Source organism: Aeromonas sp. R5-1 (genome assembly GCF_040908265.1).
GTDB lineage: Bacteria > Pseudomonadota > Gammaproteobacteria > Enterobacterales > Aeromonadaceae > Aeromonas > Aeromonas caviae.
Window position 1 is genome coordinate 21851 of sequence record NZ_JBFODJ010000077.1, and the last position, 17120, is coordinate 38970.

The following is a 17120-nucleotide window of genomic DNA, read 5'->3' on the forward strand; positions in this document are numbered from 1 at the left end:
GCCGCCAGTGTGCCCGGCCATAAGCTGTGGGCGGGGAGCTGACTTGATCCCTGCCTGGTCATCACTCTCCCTGGGTTGGCTGGGTATGTTCGGGGGCGCTGCTTAGCAGATCCTGCCCCTCGTCCTGGCTCAGCACCAGATAGCGCTCGTACTGGCGCAAGACGTCGGCACTCAGCTCGTCCCGGGTCAGGTACTGGATGTCGTAACCGGCGCGGCCATCGGCAAAATAGGTGATGGGCTCGAAGATGCGGGCCTCGGGATCGTGGTTGTGGGCCGCCTCCAGGGGGTTGAAGGCGGGTGCGGGGCGGGCCTCGATGCGCACCCCGTAGCAGAAGTCCCGGCGGCCTTGCTGGGGCACCAGCAGATGGCACTGATCTGGCCCATCCTCTTCGACCCGGCTGGTGATGCCCCGGGCAGCGAACTCCTGACTCAGGGCCGTCAGGGCGGGCAGGGCGACCTTGTCCAAAAAGGCGCGGGCCTCCTGCTCGGTGGAGGGGCGCAGCAGGTGATCCATCCGGGTGCGCCACTGCTTGCCGTTCCAGAAGTCAGTGGCGGGGGAGAGGCGCCTGGCCGAGTGCTCCTTGTCTGCGACAAGGCCGCGGCAGAGTCCGAGGCAAAGTAGCACCATGATGAAGGCAAACGGCAGGGCGGCGATGAGGGTCATGGACTGGAGTGCCGCCAGCCCCCCTGTGCTCATCAGGGTACCCGCGGTGACCCCGAGCAGCAGAGCCCAGAACAGGCGCTGCCAGATCGGTGAGCCCTCCTTGCCCTGGGTAGCGATGTTGTCGATGACGAAGGCGCCCGAGTCGGCGGAGGTGACGAAGAAGACGCTGATGAGGATCACCGCGAGCGCCGAGGTGATGTCCGTTCCCGGTAAGAGGTCAAAGAAGTTGAACAGCAGGGTGTCGATGTTGCCGACCGAGTCGATGAGGCTTGTGCCCCCCTCATGCTGGCTGGCCCAGATGGCGGCGTTGCCGAACACCGTCATCCAGAGCAGGTTGAAGGCGGTGGGCACGAACAGGACGCCGAGGATGAATTCGCGCAGGGTGCGTCCGCGGGAGATGCGGGCGATGAAGAGACCGACGAAGGGGGACCAGGAGATCCACCAGGCCCAGTAGAGCAGGGTCCAGTTGCCGAACCAGCCCGCCTGGCGGGTCTCGCTGTAGGTGAAGGTGCGGAAGGTGAGCTGGCTCAAAGAGGAGACATAGTTGCCAATGTTCTCCGAGAGGGCTCCCAGCAGGTACTGGGTGGGGCCGGCTACCAGCACGAACAGCAGGAGCACGATGGCGAGAAAGAGGTTGAGCTCGGAGAGGCGCTTCACCCCCTTGTCGAGACCGGTGACAGCCGAGATGCCGGCGAGGGCAATGACGACCCCGATGAGGCCGAAGCGAAACAGCTCCCCCGAGGTGTCCATGCCGGTGAGGCGGGTGATCCCCGCCGAGAGCTGCATCACGCCATAGCCCAGGGTGGTGGCGATGCCGAAGATGGTGCCCACCAGGGCGAAGACGTCCACCGCGTGGCCGAGCGGCCCGTGGATCTTCTCCTTGAAGATGGGATAGAGGCCGGAGCGGATGGTCAGGGGCAGGTTGTAGCGAAAGCCGAAGTAGGCCAGCACCAGGCCGACGATGGCGTAGACGGCCCAGGCGTGAAAGCCCCAGTGGAAGAAGGTGGTGACCATGGCCTCGCGGGCGGCCACCTGGGTCAGGGGCGTCGCCTGGGGCGGGGAGACGAAGTGACTCATGGGCTCGCCCACCCCGAAATACATGAGCCCTATCCCCATGCCGGCGGCAAACAGCATGGCGAGCCAGGAGGTGAAGCTGAACTCCGGGCGGGCATCGTCCGGCCCAAGGCGAATGTTGCCAAAGTGGCTGAAGGCGATCACCAGCAGCAGGATCAGGAACATGCCGACCACCAGCACATAGAACCAGCTGAAGTGCTGGGCTATCCAGCTCTGGCCGCTGCCGAAGAAGCGGGCGGCGGCCTCCGGGGCCAGGGAGCAGATGGCCAGCAGCGCCAGGATGAAGAGCAGACCCGGGATGAAGATGGGCAGCGACAGGGTGCATCTGGGGGGACGGGGAGCATTCATGGGACACCTTTGGGTGGAAGGACTCAAGACACTATAGGCCCCTCGGGTGCAAAGCAGACAAGGGGTGGACGGCGAGTGACGGGGTCAACGGCCATGAGCACCATGGGGGAGGCACTCGTCGTCCTGTTTTTTTCATCGTATTTTATGCCTTTAAATCAGATGGTTACCGCTTTCTTGTTTGTTAATAGCGAGTTGGTGCCGTTTTTTGGGAAATCTTTTCCCCCCTCGTCCGGTTCTATTGAACGTAGCCGGATGAGATGCGCCGGAGACATCACTCTCGACAACAAGGAATAGAGACATGAACGTGAAAAAAAGTACTGCCATCGCCTCTGCCATGACGGGTCTGCTGGCCCTGGGTGCCCAGTTCATCGCCGCGCCGGCCATGGCTGCGGATGACAAGGAGAAGTGCTACGGCGTGGTCAAGGCGGGCAAGAACGATTGCGCCACCAAGGGCGGATCCTGCGCCGGCACCGCCAAGATGGATGCCCAGGGGGATGCCTTCGTGGTGGTGCCCAAGGGGCTGTGCGAGAAGCTCGCTGGCGGGTCCCTGCAACCCAAGTAAGCCGCATGCCATGGTGTGGCGCCCGCCACATCATGGCCCTATCTATTGAGAGCCCAGCCATGAACCCCTTGATCGGTATCGGTTTACGCACCCCGCACTACGACGAGATCCGCCACACCCTGCCCGGAGTGGGCTGGCTTGAGGTACACAGCGAAAACTACTTCGAGCGCCACAACCAGGGCTTCGAGGTGCTGGCGGAGCTTGCGAGGCACTACCCCGTGAGCCTTCACGGAGTCGGCATGTCGCTGGGCTCCGCCGATCCGCTCGATGCCGGGCACCTGCGCCGGCTGGCAGCCCTGGTGGCGGCCATCTCGCCGGTACGGGTGTCGGAGCACCTGAGCTGGGGCAGCATCGGCGGGCGCTATTTCAACGATCTGTTGCCCATGCCCTACACCCGGGCCGCTCTTTTGCACATGAGCGACAAGATAGATCGGGTGCAGCAGACACTGGGCAGACAACTGCTGGTCGAGAATCCCTCCTCCTACCTGCAACTGGCGGGGGAGATGGGGGAGGCCGAGTTTCTGGCCGAGCTGGCTGGGCGCAGCGGTTGCGGCGTCCTGCTCGATCTCAACAACCTCCATGTGAGCGCGGTCAATCACGGCCTGGAGGTGGACGACTATCTGGCGACTATCGACCTCGACATGGTCGGCGAAATTCACCTGGCCGGTTTTACCGAGAAGCACCTGCCCCAGGGGCCCCTCTATATCGACACCCACAGCACCCCCGTGGCCGAGCCCGTCTGGGTGCTCTACGAGCAGGTCTGCCAGCAGCGCGCCATCCCCACCCTGATTGAATGGGATCTGGCGATCCCCCCGCTGCCGGTACTGCTGGGAGAGGCGCAGCGTGCCAGCGAGATCCTGAGCGCGGCACAGCAAACATCCAGGGAGGCCGCCCATGTCTGAGCTTGTTTCCCCGCAAGGTACTTTTGCGAGCGGTCTGCTCGGGGAGGCCACTTATGTCTGAGCTTGTTTCCCCGCAAGGTACTTTTGCGAGCGGTCTGCTCGGGGAGGCCACTTATGTCTGAGCTTGTTTCCCTGCAACGCGCTTTTGCGAGCGGTCTGCTCGGCCAGGATGATGCCATCCTCGGGCACATCCAGCCGGGACGCTTTGCCCCCGACGCCCTGTTGCAGATCTATCGCAACAACTTCATCCTCGGCCTCACCGAGGTGCTCGCCAGCAGCTACCCCGCGGTACGCGCCATGGTTGGCGAGACTTTCTTTGAGGCGGCGGCACGAGGGTTCGTGCTGGCGGCACCTCTGGAGGAGGGGAGCGTCATGGACTATGGGGAGGGCTTTGGCGACTGGCTGGCACGCTTGCCCACCACGGCCGCGTTGCCCTGGCTCGGGGATCTGGCCCGCTTCGAGTGGGGGCTGGAGCGGGTCTCGCTGCTTGCACCAGAGACGCGGCACTGGCCCGCCGAGCGGCTTGCCGCCATGACCCCTGAGCACTGTGAGCGGCTAGTGCTGCATCCTGCCTGCGATCTGCAACTCCTGGAGAGCCCCCATCCGGTGCTGGCGCTCTGGCAGATGGCCCTGCACGGCGGTGAGACGGTCAGGGAGCTGGATGCTGTCTGCTCCCTGGCACTCAAGAAACGCCCCGGACACCGGGTCGACCCCATTCCCCTGGATGCCGCCGCCTGGCGTCTGCTGCAAGGCTGCCTGCAGGGCAGGCCGCTGGCCAGCCTGCTGGCTCAGGATCCCGCCATGGCCGAACACCTGGCCCCCCTCATCACCCTCGACCTGCTGGTCGATCTGGAGCTTGCCCCATGACAACGCAAACCCTTGCCAGGCACCTTGGCCCCCTTGTTGAACGCATCTTGCCCTGGTGCAGCGGTGGCCTGTTGCTGCTTGCCAGGCTCTGGGTCGCCACCATTTTTCTGCGATCCGGCTGGCTCAAGTTAACGGCCTGGGACAGCACCCTCTATCTGTTCGAGTTCGAATATCAGGTGCCCCTGCTGCCCTGGCAGTGGGCGGCCTATGCGGGCACGGCGACCGAGCTGTTGCTGCCCCTCTTCCTGCTGGCGGGCCTCTTCACCCGTCCGGTCGCCTTGCTGCTCTTTGGCTTCAACGCCATGGCGGTCATCTCCTACCCGGCCCTCTGGGCGGGAGGCTTTCACGATCACCAGTTGTGGGGCTGGATGCTGCTGACCCTGGCCGTGTGGGGGGCGGGCCCCCTGGGGCTCGACAGCTGGCGCCTTGCCCGTCGCTCGCCTCCGGCGTAAGGTGGCCGCACACGAGCCCTGCCTGACTGAGGGGTGGGAAAGGAATGCAAAGGAGAAGAGATGAAGGTTCGCGAGGCCCTGGCGGCCGATATTCCTGCCCTGACGACACTGCGCATGGCGCTCTTTTGCGAGGTGGGGGAACTTGCCCGGCCCGATGAGGATCCGGTCCTCAGGGAGGCGACGCAGGCCTACTTCATTCAGGCGCAGGAAGAGGGTCGCGCCCGTAGCTGGGTGGTGGAGGAGGAGGGCGAGGTGGTGGCGTGCGCCACCCTGGCACTCTTCGTGCGCCCGCCCTACCCGGGCAATCTGGCGGGGCGGGAAGGGTACCTGCTCAACATCTACACCCGGCCGGCCTGGCGCAGACGGGGAATGGCGAACGCCCTGCTGGTGGCCATGGTGGCGTATGCCCGCGAGCAGCAACTGGGCAAGCTGTGGCTCCATGCCAGCAGTGATGGGCGCGCTATCTACGAACGGTTCGGCTTTGCTGGCAATCCTGCCTGTCTCGAGTGCGTACCTGGCCGTTAGCCTCCTCTTTTTCTGCACCGGGCTGATCCTCTTTCACAAGGGCTGCGTACTGGGAGCCCTTGGCGGCATCGCCGCTTTTCTATACACTGCGCGCCCCATTCGTTTCAGTCGTCCGACCACTTATGTCGGCGCTGGCGGTGCCGATACCCTCTGTGGGTGAGGCCGTGGTGCCCATGGGGATGGTCAACGAGGAAGAAGTGTCATGTTCAATCAGAAGCTCAAAGCGCAGTTGCAGGCATGCCAGACCCGGCTCGACGAGGAGCAGGGCATCATAGAGGCGATCAAGGCGGGTGCCGCCACCGTCATCTTCAGCCCGGAGGGGATCATCCAGGAGGCGAGCCCCCCTTTCCTGGCCCTGATGGGATATGGTGCCGCCGAACTGATTGGGCAGCCCCACAGCCAGCTCTGTCCGAGGGCCTGGGGGGAGTCCGGTGACTATCGCCAGTTCTGGCGCCGCCTCGCCCAGGGGGAGGTGCAGTCTGGCACCTTCGAGCGCGTGAACCGGCAGGGGGAGACGCGCTGGCTGGAGGCGACCTATTTCCCGGTGAAGCACCAGGGCCGGGTGACCCGGGTACTCAAGATGGCCAGCGACGTCACCGAACAGCACCAGCGGCTGGAGCGACTCGAGGCGCTGACCGAGGCGCTGGACCGTTCCCGGGCCATGATCGAGTTCACCCCGAACGGCGACATCATTCATGCCAATGCCAACTTCCTGAGCGTCATGGGTTACACCCTGGGGGAGATCGCGGGCAGGCACCACAGGATCTTCTGTGACGAAACCTTCCTGCGCGAGCAGCCCCGTTTCTGGGAGGAGCTGGCCCGGGGCCAGTTCAAATCCGGCCTCTTCATGCGCCACAACAGCCGGGGGCAGGCCGTCTGGCTGGAGGCGACCTACAATCCCATCCGGGATGGCAGCGGCAAGGTGGTGCGGGTGGTGAAGTTCGCCAGCGACATCACCGCGCGCATCGAGCAGAACCACGCCACCCGGGAGGCGGCCCGCCTGGCCCACAGCACCGCCCAGGAGACCCTGCACAGCGCAGAGGAGGGGGCGGGCTTGCTACGCGCCGTGGTGCAGACCTCTTCCCTCATCGCCTCCCAGGTGGATGAGGCCATCGCCCTCATCGGCCAGCTCAACGAGCAGTCCAGAAGCATCGAGGCCATCGTCTCGACCATCAGCGCCATCGCCGATCAGACCAATCTGCTGGCCCTGAACGCTGCCATCGAGGCGGCGCGGGCGGGGGAGCAGGGGCGCGGGTTTGCGGTGGTGGCGGACGAGGTGCGCCAGCTGGCCGCCCGCACGTCGCTCTCTACCGACGAGATCGCCAAGGTGGTGCAGAAGAACCGCGAGCTGACCGCCAGGGTGACCGACGACATGGCCGGGGTGGCGGGCAGCGCCGAACTCGGCAAGCAGCAGATCGCCGGGGTGGACAAGCTGATGAGCGAGATCCACCAGGAGGCGGACAGGGTCTCCCAGACGGTGTCCGCCCTCTCCATCTGAGGGGCTGACCGCAAGATTGCCAACAGAGTGAGCGATCGGACGGCCAGGCTGAACCCTGGCTGTATGACGCCCCCCTTCGTCATTGTGCCGCCCGGCCCCCTTGTTTAGGCTGCCGCCTCCTTTTTATTGAGCAGGTAGACAACAATGGCAGTACGACAGAGAGGCAGGGCACTGGCCCTGCTGCTGGGAATGGGGGCGAGCCTGGGGCTCGGTGGTTGCATGGGCCAGATGGGCCTCTCTTCCATGGTGACCAAGGGCAACCTCAGCGTGGTGGACAATCGCTACGGCCGTGCCGGCGTCTTCGTGCTCCTTTCCCCCGTCTATGGCTTGGCGGCCACGGCGGATCTCTTCGTGTTCAACACCATCGAATTCTGGTCCGGCAAGAACCCCATTACCGGCAAGGCGCCCGCCCTGGTGGATCAGAAGAGCGATGCGATCATCAAGGTGAACCCGCACCTGGATCCTGCCCTCAACCAGGTGCCGCTGGCCCTGCTGCCCCAAGGGGTGCGCGAGGTACAGGTGAGCTACCCGGACGAGCGCACCGCCCAGATGGAGATCCACTACATCGATGGTCAGCGCAGCCTGATGCGGGGAGAGATGCGCGGGGAGCGACTGGATCTCTATCTGGACGACAGACTGGTCTCGACCCTGAGCCGCGAGCAGCGCGATGCGGCGGCAAGTCGGGGAGCGGTGCAGGTATAATTTGTCGCGCCCCTGATCCTTTACTCCCAACAAATGCTATACATGCCTGCGGGCAAGTACGCCCCGATGTAGAGGGAGTGGGCTATGACGGTAAACGGGTTGCGTTTGGCAGAGCTGATTGGTTCTCTCAGCCATGCCCTGGACATGACGGAAGGGCAGCCGAGAGGCCATTGCATCCGCTGTTGCTGGATAGGCTCTCGTCTGGGGGAGCAACTGGGACTGGATGCCCGGCAGCGCCACGACCTCTACTACACCCTGTTGCTCAAGGATCTGGGGTGCAGCAGCAATGCCGCCCGCATCTGCGAGCTCTATCTCACCGACGATCTTCACTTCAAGCGCGACTTCAAGCTGGTGGATGGCTCCCTCTCCGAGGTGGTCAACTTCGTGCTGGGCCACACCGGCTTGCAGGCGGATCTGCTGGGCCGTTTCCGCAGCCTGTTCCACATCTTTCGCAACGGGGATCAGATAGCCAACGAGCTGATCCTGACCCGCTGCCACCGGGGGGCGGACATCGCCCGCCAGTTGCGTTTCAGCGACGAGGTGGCCCAGGGGATCCTCTCCCTGGATGAGCACTGGAGCGGCAAAGGGCGGCCGCAACAACTGGCGGGGGAGGCCATTCCGCTCTTCTCCCGCATCGCCCTGCTCTGTCAGGTGGTGGACGTGTTTCACGCCGCCGCCGGGCCGGACGCGGCGATGAGGGAGCTGCGCGAGCGCAGCGGCAACTGGTTTGATCCCGCCCTGGTCAAGGCCTTCGAGGCGCTGGCCGATGACGCCTTCTGGCAAGGGCTGGCGGATCCCGCGTTGGCGGAGCGGGTCTTCGCCCACCCGGCGGGGCAGGGGGAGGTGGCGCTGGATGAGGATTATCTGGATGAGATTGCTGCGGCCTTCGGCCAGGTGGTGGACTCCAAGAGCCCCTATACCGCCGGGCACAGCGGCAGGGTGGCGCTCTATACCGACATCCTCGCCGCCCAGATGGGGCTGTCCGAGCCACGGCGACGCTGGCTCAAGCGGGGTGCCCTGCTCCACGACGTGGGCAAGCTCGGGGTGAGCAACGCCATCCTCGACAAGCCGGGCAAGCTTGACGAGCAGGAGTGGGCGGCGGTGCAGATGCATGCCGCCTACACCGAGGAGATCCTGAGCCGCATCGGCGCCTTCGAGGAGCTGGCCCAGGTGGCTGGCGCCCACCATGAGCGACTCGACGGCAAGGGCTACCCCAAGGGGCTCAAGGGGGAGGCGATCACCCTGGAGACGCGCATCATCACCACCGCCGACATCTTCGATGCCATCACCGCCAAGCGTCCCTATCGGGATGCCATCCCGGTGCCGAGGGCCCTGGAGATGATGGCGGAAAACCTGGGCACGGCCATCGACCCCGACTGCTTTGCCGCCCTGAAGGCGGGGATAGAGGACTTCTCCCTCTACCTCACTCCGGAGCAGCCCCTGGCTCGTGCAAGCTAAGGCGCGAGCCCGAGACAAACAAGCCCCGCATCGGCGGGGCTTTTTTTGTGGGCGGTTGCAGGCGGCGCGATCAGGGGCGGGCCGAGGGCTTGGCATAGGGTTGCAGCACCAGCCCCAGCAGGCGATGGAGGTGGGCGAGCTGCTCGATGAGATGGAGATTGAGCCAGAGGTAGCCGCCAAGGGTGGGGTCGTGTCCCTGGCCTGGCGCCTGGCTTGCGTCCCCATCGAGCCGGGCGGCGGCCTCTTGCAGGCGGCCGATGGCCTGGTCGGCCGCCGTGGTATCACCGCTCTTGAGCATGAGGGCGAGTTCGGTGAGCACCGACTCCGTCGCCTGCTGGCAGGCGCGAAGCCCCGGGTGGCTCTGCATCAGGAAGTGGCTCTGGCGATCCCGCCAGTAGGTGTTGGCCAGCATCTCCAGGGTGCAGACGCTGTTGCGAAGGGTGGTCTGGGTCGCCTCGAACAGCGGGCTGCCAAGGCGGGTCTCCTTGACCGCCGGGGCCAGCAGGGGGCGCAGGCTGACTATTTTGGCGAGCAGGCGGGCATGGCTTCGGGTGAGCTTGGGGCGCTCCAGCACGTTGGGGGAGAGGTGGGTGTGGTAGAGCCGCCCGGCCTGCTGCAGGGTGTCGTGCATCTGCAGACGCCAGTGGGTATAGGCCCGCTGGGGGTAGATGCTGCAAAACAGCAGTGCCAGCACCGATCCCAGGATGACGTCGCCGCTGCGCCAGAGCGCGGTCTCGATGTCCCCGGGCACCCCGCCGACGATGACCCCCAGGGTGATGCCGATGAGCAGCCCCACATAGGGGCGCTTGCCGAGCGCCAGGTAGCCGCACAGGAACATGATGGCGCAGCACCAGGCCAGCATCAGGGGCAGGGAGTAGAGCTCCAGATAGAGGGCCACCACCCCGCAGGCGGCGCCAAAGACGGTGCCCACCACCCGTTGCAGGGCGCGCGACAGCACGTTGCCCCAGAACGAGATGGGGCCCATCACCACCACCAGGGTGATGAGGGGCCAGGTGCTCTCCGGCAGCTTGAGCTCCCGGGTCAGCAGGAAGGTGAGGGTGAAGGCCAGGGCGATGCGCAGGCCGTGGACCAGGCGGTAGCGGCCATAGATGAGCAGATCGAAGCGGGAGAGCGGGGCATTGAGGCGCAAGGGCGTTCTCTTATCTCGGGTCAGGGTTGTGAGGATAGCAAGGGGGACGGCATTCGCCTTGACCTGCGTCGTTTCTCCGGTTCATGGGGGCGCACCTGTCGGCAGGCGCACCATGACCCGCTCGCCGGGGGGAAGGGCCGCGCTACCCGGCGCCCGTTCGATGCGGCAGTTGGCACCGTCGTGGCCCCCATCCACCGGGCGCACCAGCAGGGTGCCCGCCTCGTCCTGACTGAGCAAGCCGGGCACAACGCCCTGCTCTGCCGATGGGGGCAGGGCCGCCAGCAGCCGGGCGCAGAGGCGAAGAGGCGGCGGGGCCTGACGGGGGGCGTGCGGGGGCAACCGGGCGCAGATGAAGTCGGCGATGGCCTCCAGATCCTCGAAGGGGAATCGGGGCAGGGTCGTGGCCTGGGGAGCGTCGCTCACGAGGGCGACGATGTCAGGATCATCGGGGAAGAGCAGGGGCCGGCCGATGGCGGCGCGATACAGCTCCACCTTGGGAAAGCGCCTGTGCTTGAACCCCTCGACCAACAGCAGATCCAGGGCGCTCGTATCGAAGCGGGCCAGCAGCGCCTCGAAGGGGGGCTCCCCCTCCGGGGTCTCCCGGATCAGGGCGTGGCGCCGGTCGGAGGCCGCCATCACCTGGGTGGCGCCCGCCTGGCGCAGGCGGTGGCTGTCCTTGCCGGGCTGGTCCATGTCAAAGGCGTGGTGGGTGTGCTTGAGCACCCCGAGGCGCAGACCGCGCGCCACCAGGCGCGGGATGAGGCGCTCCAGCAGGGTGGTCTTGCCGGTGCCGCTCCAGGCGACGAAGCCGAGCAGGGGCAGGGGGCTCATGGCGCGCCCCCTTCCCGCAGCCTCGCCTCCCAGGCGGCGAGTTCGGCCGGGCTGTTGAGGTTGACGAAGGCGTCGGGCAGATCGGCAAAGGGCACCACCGCCATCCGGTGGCGGGCAAACCAGGCCCCGGTCTTGCGCTCCCCGTCCGCCAGCGCCTGGCTCAGGGAGGGGCGCAGGGCGCGGCGCAGCAGGGCGACCACGGGCTGGAGGTGCTCCCCGTCGTGGGCCACCACCAGATCGGTGTCCGGGGTGATGGCGGCGCGAAAGCGGGTCATCAGATCAAGGGGCAGGGCGGGGCCGTCACAGGGGACGAACAGCACCCAGTCGTGACGGGCCGCCGTCAGCCCCGCCAGCATGCCGGCCAGCGGCCCTTGGAAGTCGGCCTGCGCGTCCCCGATGACGGGGGCAAGCTGCCGGTAGCGAGCCTGGCTGCGGTTGGCGTTGATCAGCACCTCGTCCACCTGGGGGCGCAGGCGGGTCAGCACGTGTTCGATCAGGGGAGTGCCCGCGAGGGGCACCCAGCCCTTGTCATCGCCCCCCATGCGGGTGGCGCGACCGCCCGCGAGGATGACGCCGCTGACGAGAAAAGCGGGGGAAGAGGAAAGGGTCATGGTGCTCCGTTGCTCGCAAAGGGATGCCCACAGGGGCGTGTCGGGATCTTGCGCCAAGGCGGGCGCGTGAGCAACCTTCGGCTGCCCCGGCAAAGGCGCCTTTGGCCGCAGGGTTTGTCCAAGCTCACAAAACCGGATCGGCAAACGTCATATGATCCCCAGCATTCTGAGCCTTGCTCTCCTGCCTGATGGCAACTTCATGTAAATCAAAGAGAATGACTATGGCTACCGGACAATATCTGCTGTGGAAAGATGCACAGGGTCACGATTTTCGCCCCGTTGCGCTGACGGGCACCAATCTGCTCAACGATCGCAACCTCAACAAGGGCACCGCCTTCACCGAACAGGAGCGGGCCGATTTTGAGCTGGGCGGCCTCTTGCCGCCCCAGGTGCAGACTTTCGAAGCCCAGCTGGAGCGGGTTTATGAGGCCTTCCTGAGCGCCTGCAGCGACATCGAGAAGTACCAGAACCTGCGAGCCTTGCAGGATCGCAACGAAACCCTGTTCTACGCCCTCCTGTCCCGCCACGTGGAGGAGATGACTCCCTACATCTACACCCCGACCGTGGGCAAGGCGTGCCAGGAGTTCAGCCACCGCTTCCAGAAGCCGCGCGGCCTCTACATCACCCCGAAGAACGTCGAGGACATGGGCTCTCTCGCCCGCCACATGGATGCCAAGGCGGTGCGCATCATCGTCGTGACCGACAGCCAGGGGATCCTCGGCATCGGCGATCAGGGGGTGGGGGGTATGGGCATTCCCATCGGCAAGCTCGCCCTCTATACCCTGGGGGCGGGCATCCACCCCGCCTGCTGCCTGCCCATCGCGCTGGACGTGGGCACCGACAACCAGGCGCTGCTGGATGACCCCATGTACCTGGGGCAGCCCCACAGGCGCATTCGCGGCAAGGAGTACGACGACTTCATCGACAAGTTCGTGGCCGGGGTCAAGCGCCACTTCCCCAACGCCGTGCTGCAGTGGGAGGACTTCAGCAAGTCCAACGCCTTCAACAACCTGGCCCGCTACCAGCAGGCGCTGCCGTCGTTCAATGACGACATCCAGGGCACCGGGGCCGTGGTGCTGGCGGGTATCATTGGGGCTGTCAAATCCAAGGGGGAAACCCTGGGCCAGCAGCACTACCTGGTCTACGGGGCCGGGGCTGGCGGGGTCGGGGTGGCGGATCAGATCTGCGCGGGGATGATCCGCGAGGGGCTGGATCCGCAGGCGGCGCGGGATCGCATCTACATCCTGGATACCCAGGGGCTGGTGTGTGACAACCGCGAGGGGCTGGATGAGTACAAGCGCCGCTACGCCAAGCCGGGCCTCTTGCTGGCCCAGTGGGATCTGCAGGGCAAGGCGGGGCTGACCGAGGTGCTGCGCCACGTGCCCATCACAGTGCTGCTCGGCACCAGCGGCGCCGGTGGCGCCTTCCAGGAGGAGCACATCCAGCTGATGCTGACCCACTGCGATCGCCCCATGGTGTTCCCCCTCTCCAACCCCACCGCCAACTGCGAGGCCCTGCCGGAAGACATCTTCCGCTGGAGCCAGGGGCGCGCCATCGTCGCCACCGGCAGCCCGTTCAAGGACGTGCACCATGAGGGGCAGGATTATCGCATCGGTCAGGGCAACAACGTCTTCATCTTCCCCGGCGTGGGGCTGGCGGCCATCGTCAGCCAGATCCGCGAGATAAGCCCGGACATCTTCACCACCGCCGCCTTTGCGCTGGCGGAGTGCGTGAGCGAGGCGGATCTCGCCCGGGGCACCGTCTACCCGAGGATCAGCGAGCTGCGCAACATCTCGGTGCACGTGGCGACCGCAGTGCTCAAGGATATCGTGCGCCGCGACCCCTCCCACCCGCTCATCGGTCAGGATCTGCAAGAGCACATCCTGAGCCATATGTGGGAGCCGGTCTACCTGCCCTATCGCCGGGTCTGACGGGGTTTCGAAAAAACGCGACGGGGTGGCGCCAGCCACCCCGTTTTTTTGCGTCTGCCACCGGGGCGGCAGCCATCTCGGCCCAACCGGGGCGGCGGGTCGGGCGACCAGTTGAAACCCTTGCCATGCTATCTGCCCGGAAAAACGATTGGCGTCGGCCACAAAAGTGCGTAAAATCGCATACTCGATGCTTGTAGCAGCGAATCCTGCCTAAAAAGCCAGTTTCATGCCCTCCCCAAGCAGTAAAAGGCAACAAATGACGCCGTTTGGCCCGTTGGCTGCCTTGAAAACGTCTTGTGATGACTGAAAAGTGTCAAATATCCCTGTCAGTTATCAAAAAATTAAGGATACCCATGTTTTCCTTGGTCAAGCAAAGCGTCGCCGGGCTGCAAATTCTGTTTGTCGCCTTCGGTGCCATGGTGCTGGTGCCCCTGCTCACCGGTCTGAACCCCTCCATGGCCCTGCTTGGCGCCGGTGTAGGCACCCTGCTGTTCCAGCTCTGCACCCGTCGTCAGGTGCCGATCTTCCTCGGCTCCAGCTTCGCCTTCATTGCCCCCATCATCTATGCCACCCAGACCTGGGGCCTGCCCTCCACCATGTTCGGTCTGTTTGCCGCGGGCTTCATGTATTTCATCCTGGCGGCCATCATCCGCGCTCGTGGCATGGGCTTCGTGCACAAGCTGCTGCCCCCCGTGGTCATCGGTCCCGTCATCATGGTGATCGGCCTGTCGGTGGCTCAGGTAGCCTGCAACATGGCCATGGGCCGTGCCGGCGGTGAGCAGGTGGTGCCTGCCACCACGGCGCTGACCCTGGCGGGGATCTCGCTGGCGGTCACCCTGATTGCCGCCGTGTTCTGCAAGGGCTGGATCAAACTCATCCCCATCCTGTGCGGTGTCATCGCCGGTTATGTCTGTGCCGTGCTGATGGGCCAGGTGAGTTTCGACGGCATGGTCAACGCCCCCTGGCTGGCGCTGCCCCACTTCGAGACCCCGGAGATCAACTGGGCCGCGGCCCTCTTCATGCTGCCGGTGGCCATCGCCCCCTGCATCGAGCACATCGGCGGCGTGCTGGCCATCGGCGGCGTGACCGGCAAGGACTACACCAAGGATCCGGGCCTGCACCGCACCCTGGCCGGTGACGGCATTGGCGTCTGCTTCGCCGGTTTCATCGGTGGCCCCCCCGTCACCACCTATGCGGAAGTGACCGGCGCCGTGATGATCACCCGCAACTTCAACCCGGTCACCATGACCTGGGCCGCGGTGTTCGCCATCATTCTGGCCTTCTTCGGCAAGTTCAACGCCCTGCTCACCTCCATCCCCATGCCGGTAATGGGCGGCATCATGCTGCTGCTGTTCGGATCCATCGCCGCCATCGGTCTCAAGACCCTGGTGGAGTCCAAGGTGGATCTGGGGCTGTCCCGCAACATCGCCATCGTGGCGGTGACCCTGACCGTGGGTGTCGGTGCCCTGGAGATGAAGATTGGCGACTTCGCCCTGGCGGGTGTGGGTCTGGCCTCGGTGGCCGCCATCCTGCTGAACCTCATCCTGCCCCAGCACTCCGAAACGGGTGCCATGGAGAGCGCCAAGGATTAAGCGCCTGGCTTGCTGTTCGTTGAGATGATGAAAAAGAGGCCACCTTCGGGTGGCCTCTCTTTTTTGCCTGCCTACCACTGAACCCGGGCTCCCCATGTGAAGCGGCTACACTCAGGGGCACCATTGACGGGAGAGGACGAAAGGATGAAGAGGGCATGGATCCTGGCCCTGCTGGGGCTGATGGGGAGCGGTGCGGCCGAGGCCGGTGCGGTGCGCTACGAGGTCGAAGGCAAGCCGTTCGAGGGCTATTACCAGGCGGGTGCCGACAAGCAGGCCCCTCTGGTGGTGCTGGTGCACGACTGGGACGGGCTCAACGGTTACGAGATCAAGCGGGCCGAGATGCTGGTGGCCCTGGGCTACAGTGTCTTTGCCGTAGATCTGTTCGGTGCCGGGGTCAGGCCGAGCACGGTGGAAGACAAGAAGCGCCTCACCGGGGCCCTTTATCAGGACAGGACCAGGATGCGCACCCTGCTGCAAGGGGGATTGGCGGAGGCGGGCAGGCAGGGGGGGCGGCTCGACAATGCGGTGGCCCTCGGTTACTGCTTTGGCGGCGCCGCCGTGCTGGAGCTGGCCCGCAGCGGGGCGGATCTCAAGGGGGTGGTGAGCGTACACGGCGGGCTGGAGACCCCGGCCGGGCAGGACTACAAAGAGGCGAAGGGAGAGTTGCTTGTCCAGCACGGCAGCGCCGACGAGGCGGTCTCTCTGGGTCAGTTTGCGGCGCTGGTGGCCGAGCTGGAGAGCGCCGGGGTGAAGCACGAGGCGACCAGCTACAGCGGCGCCCCCCACGCGTTCAGCGTCTTTGGCTCGGACAACTACCGCGCCGATGCCGATGCCAAGTCCTGGCGGCGTTTCACCGGTTTCCTGAAGGAGGTGACCGGCTCCTGAGGGGGCCGGCTCACGTAGGCCATGGCAGTGCCATGGCTTTTTTTATGCCCGTTTTTCGCCATCTCAGGGGAGGGCGAGCACCCTCACCCACATGGCCCCCTTGCCCACCTCGCTCCGTGGGCCCGGGGTGAGCTGGCCGCTTTCGGGGTCGATGGCATGCAGCGCCACCTCGTGGGATTGCTGCCCGGTCGCGATGAGCCAGTGGCCGCTGTGGTCGATGGCAAAGCCCCGGGGGCAGGCCTCGGTCGGGAAGTGGCCGAGGGGGGTGAGGGCGCCATCTTGGGGGGAGACGCCGAACAGGGTGAGCAGGCTGCTGGCCCGCTCGCTGGTGTAGAGATGACGCCCGTCCGGGGTCAGGTGGATGTCGGCCCCCCAGCGCTCTCCCTGATAACCCTCGGGCAGCATATCCAGGCTCTCCCGCGCACTGATGCGACCATCCGCCTCCCTGTGGTAGCGGTCGAGGGTGCCATCGAGCTCGTTGAGGCAGTAGAGATCGCCGTTGCTCGGGTGCAGCGCCAGATGGCGGGGCCCGGCGCCGGGGGCGGTGTGAATGTCCCCCAAGGGATGGGGAACCAGCCTCTCGTCCACCAGGGCAAAGCGGCGCACCCTGTCCTCTTTCAGGCAGGCCACCAGCAGCTCCTGCTCCCCGTTTTGCCCCGGGAGCCAGGTGACCGAGTGGGCCGCCATCAGGTGGTCGAGACGCTGGTGAGGGGGCTGCATCCGGCCCGCCTGATCCTGGCGGGAGACGGTGACGTGGTTGAAGGCGTAGGAGGCGGCAAAGAAGAGGCGGCCGCTGTCGTCCGTGCAGGTGTGGGAGGCGCTGCCGAGCAGTGGCGCCGAGGTCGGGGCCCCGAGCCGCCCATCGGCGGCGATGGGGAAGCTCAGCACCCGAAAATCGGGGCGCACCCCCGCATGGAGCCAGCGCCGGTCCGGGCTGATGACCAGGGGCTGCACTTCGCCGCCGGTCTGCACTTCCTGCAGTGGGGCGAGGGTGCCTGCTTCGAGGCGAAACACATGGATCAACCCGCTCACCGGGTTGGCCACATAGACCACTTGTTGCATTGCATC

General features: G+C 65.6%; 15 protein-coding genes and 1 pseudogene. 11 read left to right on the forward strand and 5 right to left on the reverse strand.

The features are described from left to right. Nucleotides 1-61 precede the first annotated feature (61 nt). Complete coding sequence (locus tag AB5Y64_RS11325) at nucleotides 62-2086, reverse strand: BCCT family transporter (RefSeq protein ID WP_279975352.1); 2025 nt, start codon at nucleotides 2084-2086, stop codon at nucleotides 62-64. Nucleotides 2087-2384: 298 nt separating this feature from the next. Here AB5Y64_RS11325 and AB5Y64_RS11330 point away from each other — a divergent pair, with 298 nt between their 5' ends. The 8 genes from AB5Y64_RS11330 to AB5Y64_RS11365 all read left to right on the forward strand — a co-directional run bounded on the left by AB5Y64_RS11330 (nucleotide 2385) and on the right by AB5Y64_RS11365 (nucleotide 9052). Continuing rightward, on the forward strand, nucleotides 2385-2648 hold the full coding sequence (locus tag AB5Y64_RS11330; RefSeq protein WP_010673595.1) for a DUF2282 domain-containing protein: 264 nt from the start codon (nucleotides 2385-2387) through the stop codon (nucleotides 2646-2648). A 59-nt stretch (nucleotides 2649-2707) separates the two neighbouring features. Next, nucleotides 2708-3550 carry a DUF692 domain-containing protein gene (locus AB5Y64_RS11335; RefSeq protein ID WP_171865701.1) on the forward strand — a complete coding sequence of 281 codons (843 nt, stop codon included), beginning with the start codon at nucleotides 2708-2710 and terminating at the stop codon, nucleotides 3548-3550. Nucleotides 3551-3664: 114 nt separating this feature from the next. Further along, nucleotides 3665-4417, forward strand: coding sequence for a DNA-binding domain-containing protein (locus AB5Y64_RS11340; RefSeq protein ID WP_109422587.1), 753 nt, complete (start codon nucleotides 3665-3667; stop codon nucleotides 4415-4417). Then, complete coding sequence (locus AB5Y64_RS11345; RefSeq protein ID WP_109422586.1) at nucleotides 4414-4869, forward strand: DoxX family protein; 456 nt, start codon at nucleotides 4414-4416, stop codon at nucleotides 4867-4869. Before AB5Y64_RS11340 ends, AB5Y64_RS11345 begins: the two co-directional genes overlap by 4 nt. Before the next feature lie 60 nt (nucleotides 4870-4929). Next, nucleotides 4930-5394, forward strand: a complete 465-nt coding sequence (locus AB5Y64_RS11350) for a GNAT family N-acetyltransferase (RefSeq protein ID WP_109422585.1) — start codon at nucleotides 4930-4932, stop codon at nucleotides 5392-5394. A 202-nt stretch (nucleotides 5395-5596) separates the two neighbouring features. Continuing rightward, nucleotides 5597-6892 (forward strand): PAS domain-containing methyl-accepting chemotaxis protein, encoded by a 1296-nt coding sequence (locus tag AB5Y64_RS11355; RefSeq protein ID WP_200164695.1) that lies wholly within the window; start codon nucleotides 5597-5599, stop codon nucleotides 6890-6892. A 144-nt stretch (nucleotides 6893-7036) separates the two neighbouring features. Next, nucleotides 7037-7594 carry a DUF3332 domain-containing protein gene (locus tag AB5Y64_RS11360; RefSeq protein WP_319884014.1) on the forward strand — a complete coding sequence of 186 codons (558 nt, stop codon included), beginning with the start codon at nucleotides 7037-7039 and terminating at the stop codon, nucleotides 7592-7594. 84 nt (nucleotides 7595-7678) lie between these two features. Further along, the gene (locus tag AB5Y64_RS11365) at nucleotides 7679-9052 is read left to right on the forward strand and encodes an HD-GYP domain-containing protein (RefSeq protein ID WP_210539122.1); all 1374 of its coding nucleotides are present in this window, start codon (nucleotides 7679-7681) and stop codon (nucleotides 9050-9052) included. A 70-nt stretch (nucleotides 9053-9122) separates the two neighbouring features. On the opposite strand, the gene AB5Y64_RS11370 is transcribed toward AB5Y64_RS11365, so the two are convergent. The 3 genes and pseudogenes from AB5Y64_RS11370 to mobA all read right to left on the reverse strand — a co-directional run bounded on the left by AB5Y64_RS11370 (nucleotide 9123) and on the right by mobA (nucleotide 11644). Further along, nucleotides 9123-10202, reverse strand: a complete 1080-nt coding sequence (locus AB5Y64_RS11370; protein ID WP_045523960.1) for an FUSC family protein — start codon at nucleotides 10200-10202, stop codon at nucleotides 9123-9125. Between the two features lie 345 nt (nucleotides 10203-10547). Then, a pseudogene (gene mobB, locus AB5Y64_RS11375) lies at nucleotides 10548-11033 on the reverse strand (molybdopterin-guanine dinucleotide biosynthesis protein B); the annotation flags it as partial. Beyond that, complete coding sequence (gene mobA / locus AB5Y64_RS11380; RefSeq protein WP_368203818.1) at nucleotides 11030-11644, reverse strand: molybdenum cofactor guanylyltransferase MobA; 615 nt, start codon at nucleotides 11642-11644, stop codon at nucleotides 11030-11032. The pseudogene mobB and the gene mobA, both read right to left, overlap by 4 nt. A 221-nt stretch (nucleotides 11645-11865) precedes the next feature. Here mobA and AB5Y64_RS11385 point away from each other — a divergent pair, with 221 nt between their 5' ends. From AB5Y64_RS11385 to AB5Y64_RS11395, 3 genes are all read left to right on the forward strand, one after another. Next, nucleotides 11866-13575, forward strand: a complete 1710-nt coding sequence (locus AB5Y64_RS11385; protein ID WP_103244506.1) for an NAD-dependent malic enzyme — start codon at nucleotides 11866-11868, stop codon at nucleotides 13573-13575. 353 nt (nucleotides 13576-13928) lie between these two features. Continuing rightward, nucleotides 13929-15167: a uracil-xanthine permease family protein gene (locus AB5Y64_RS11390; protein ID WP_274450079.1), complete on the forward strand. Its 1239-nt coding sequence runs from the start codon at nucleotides 13929-13931 to the stop codon at nucleotides 15165-15167. A gap of 144 nt (nucleotides 15168-15311) precedes the next feature. Beyond that, a complete protein-coding gene (locus AB5Y64_RS11395) occupies nucleotides 15312-16052 on the forward strand; it encodes a dienelactone hydrolase family protein (protein ID WP_368203821.1) in 741 nt (246 codons plus the stop codon). 63 nt (nucleotides 16053-16115) lie between these two features. Here the strand turns inward: AB5Y64_RS11395 and AB5Y64_RS11400 are convergent, their stop codons facing one another. Beyond that, a complete protein-coding gene (locus AB5Y64_RS11400; protein ID WP_279976702.1) occupies nucleotides 16116-17114 on the reverse strand; it encodes a beta-propeller fold lactonase family protein in 999 nt (332 codons plus the stop codon). Between the last annotated feature and the right edge of the window lie 6 nt (nucleotides 17115-17120).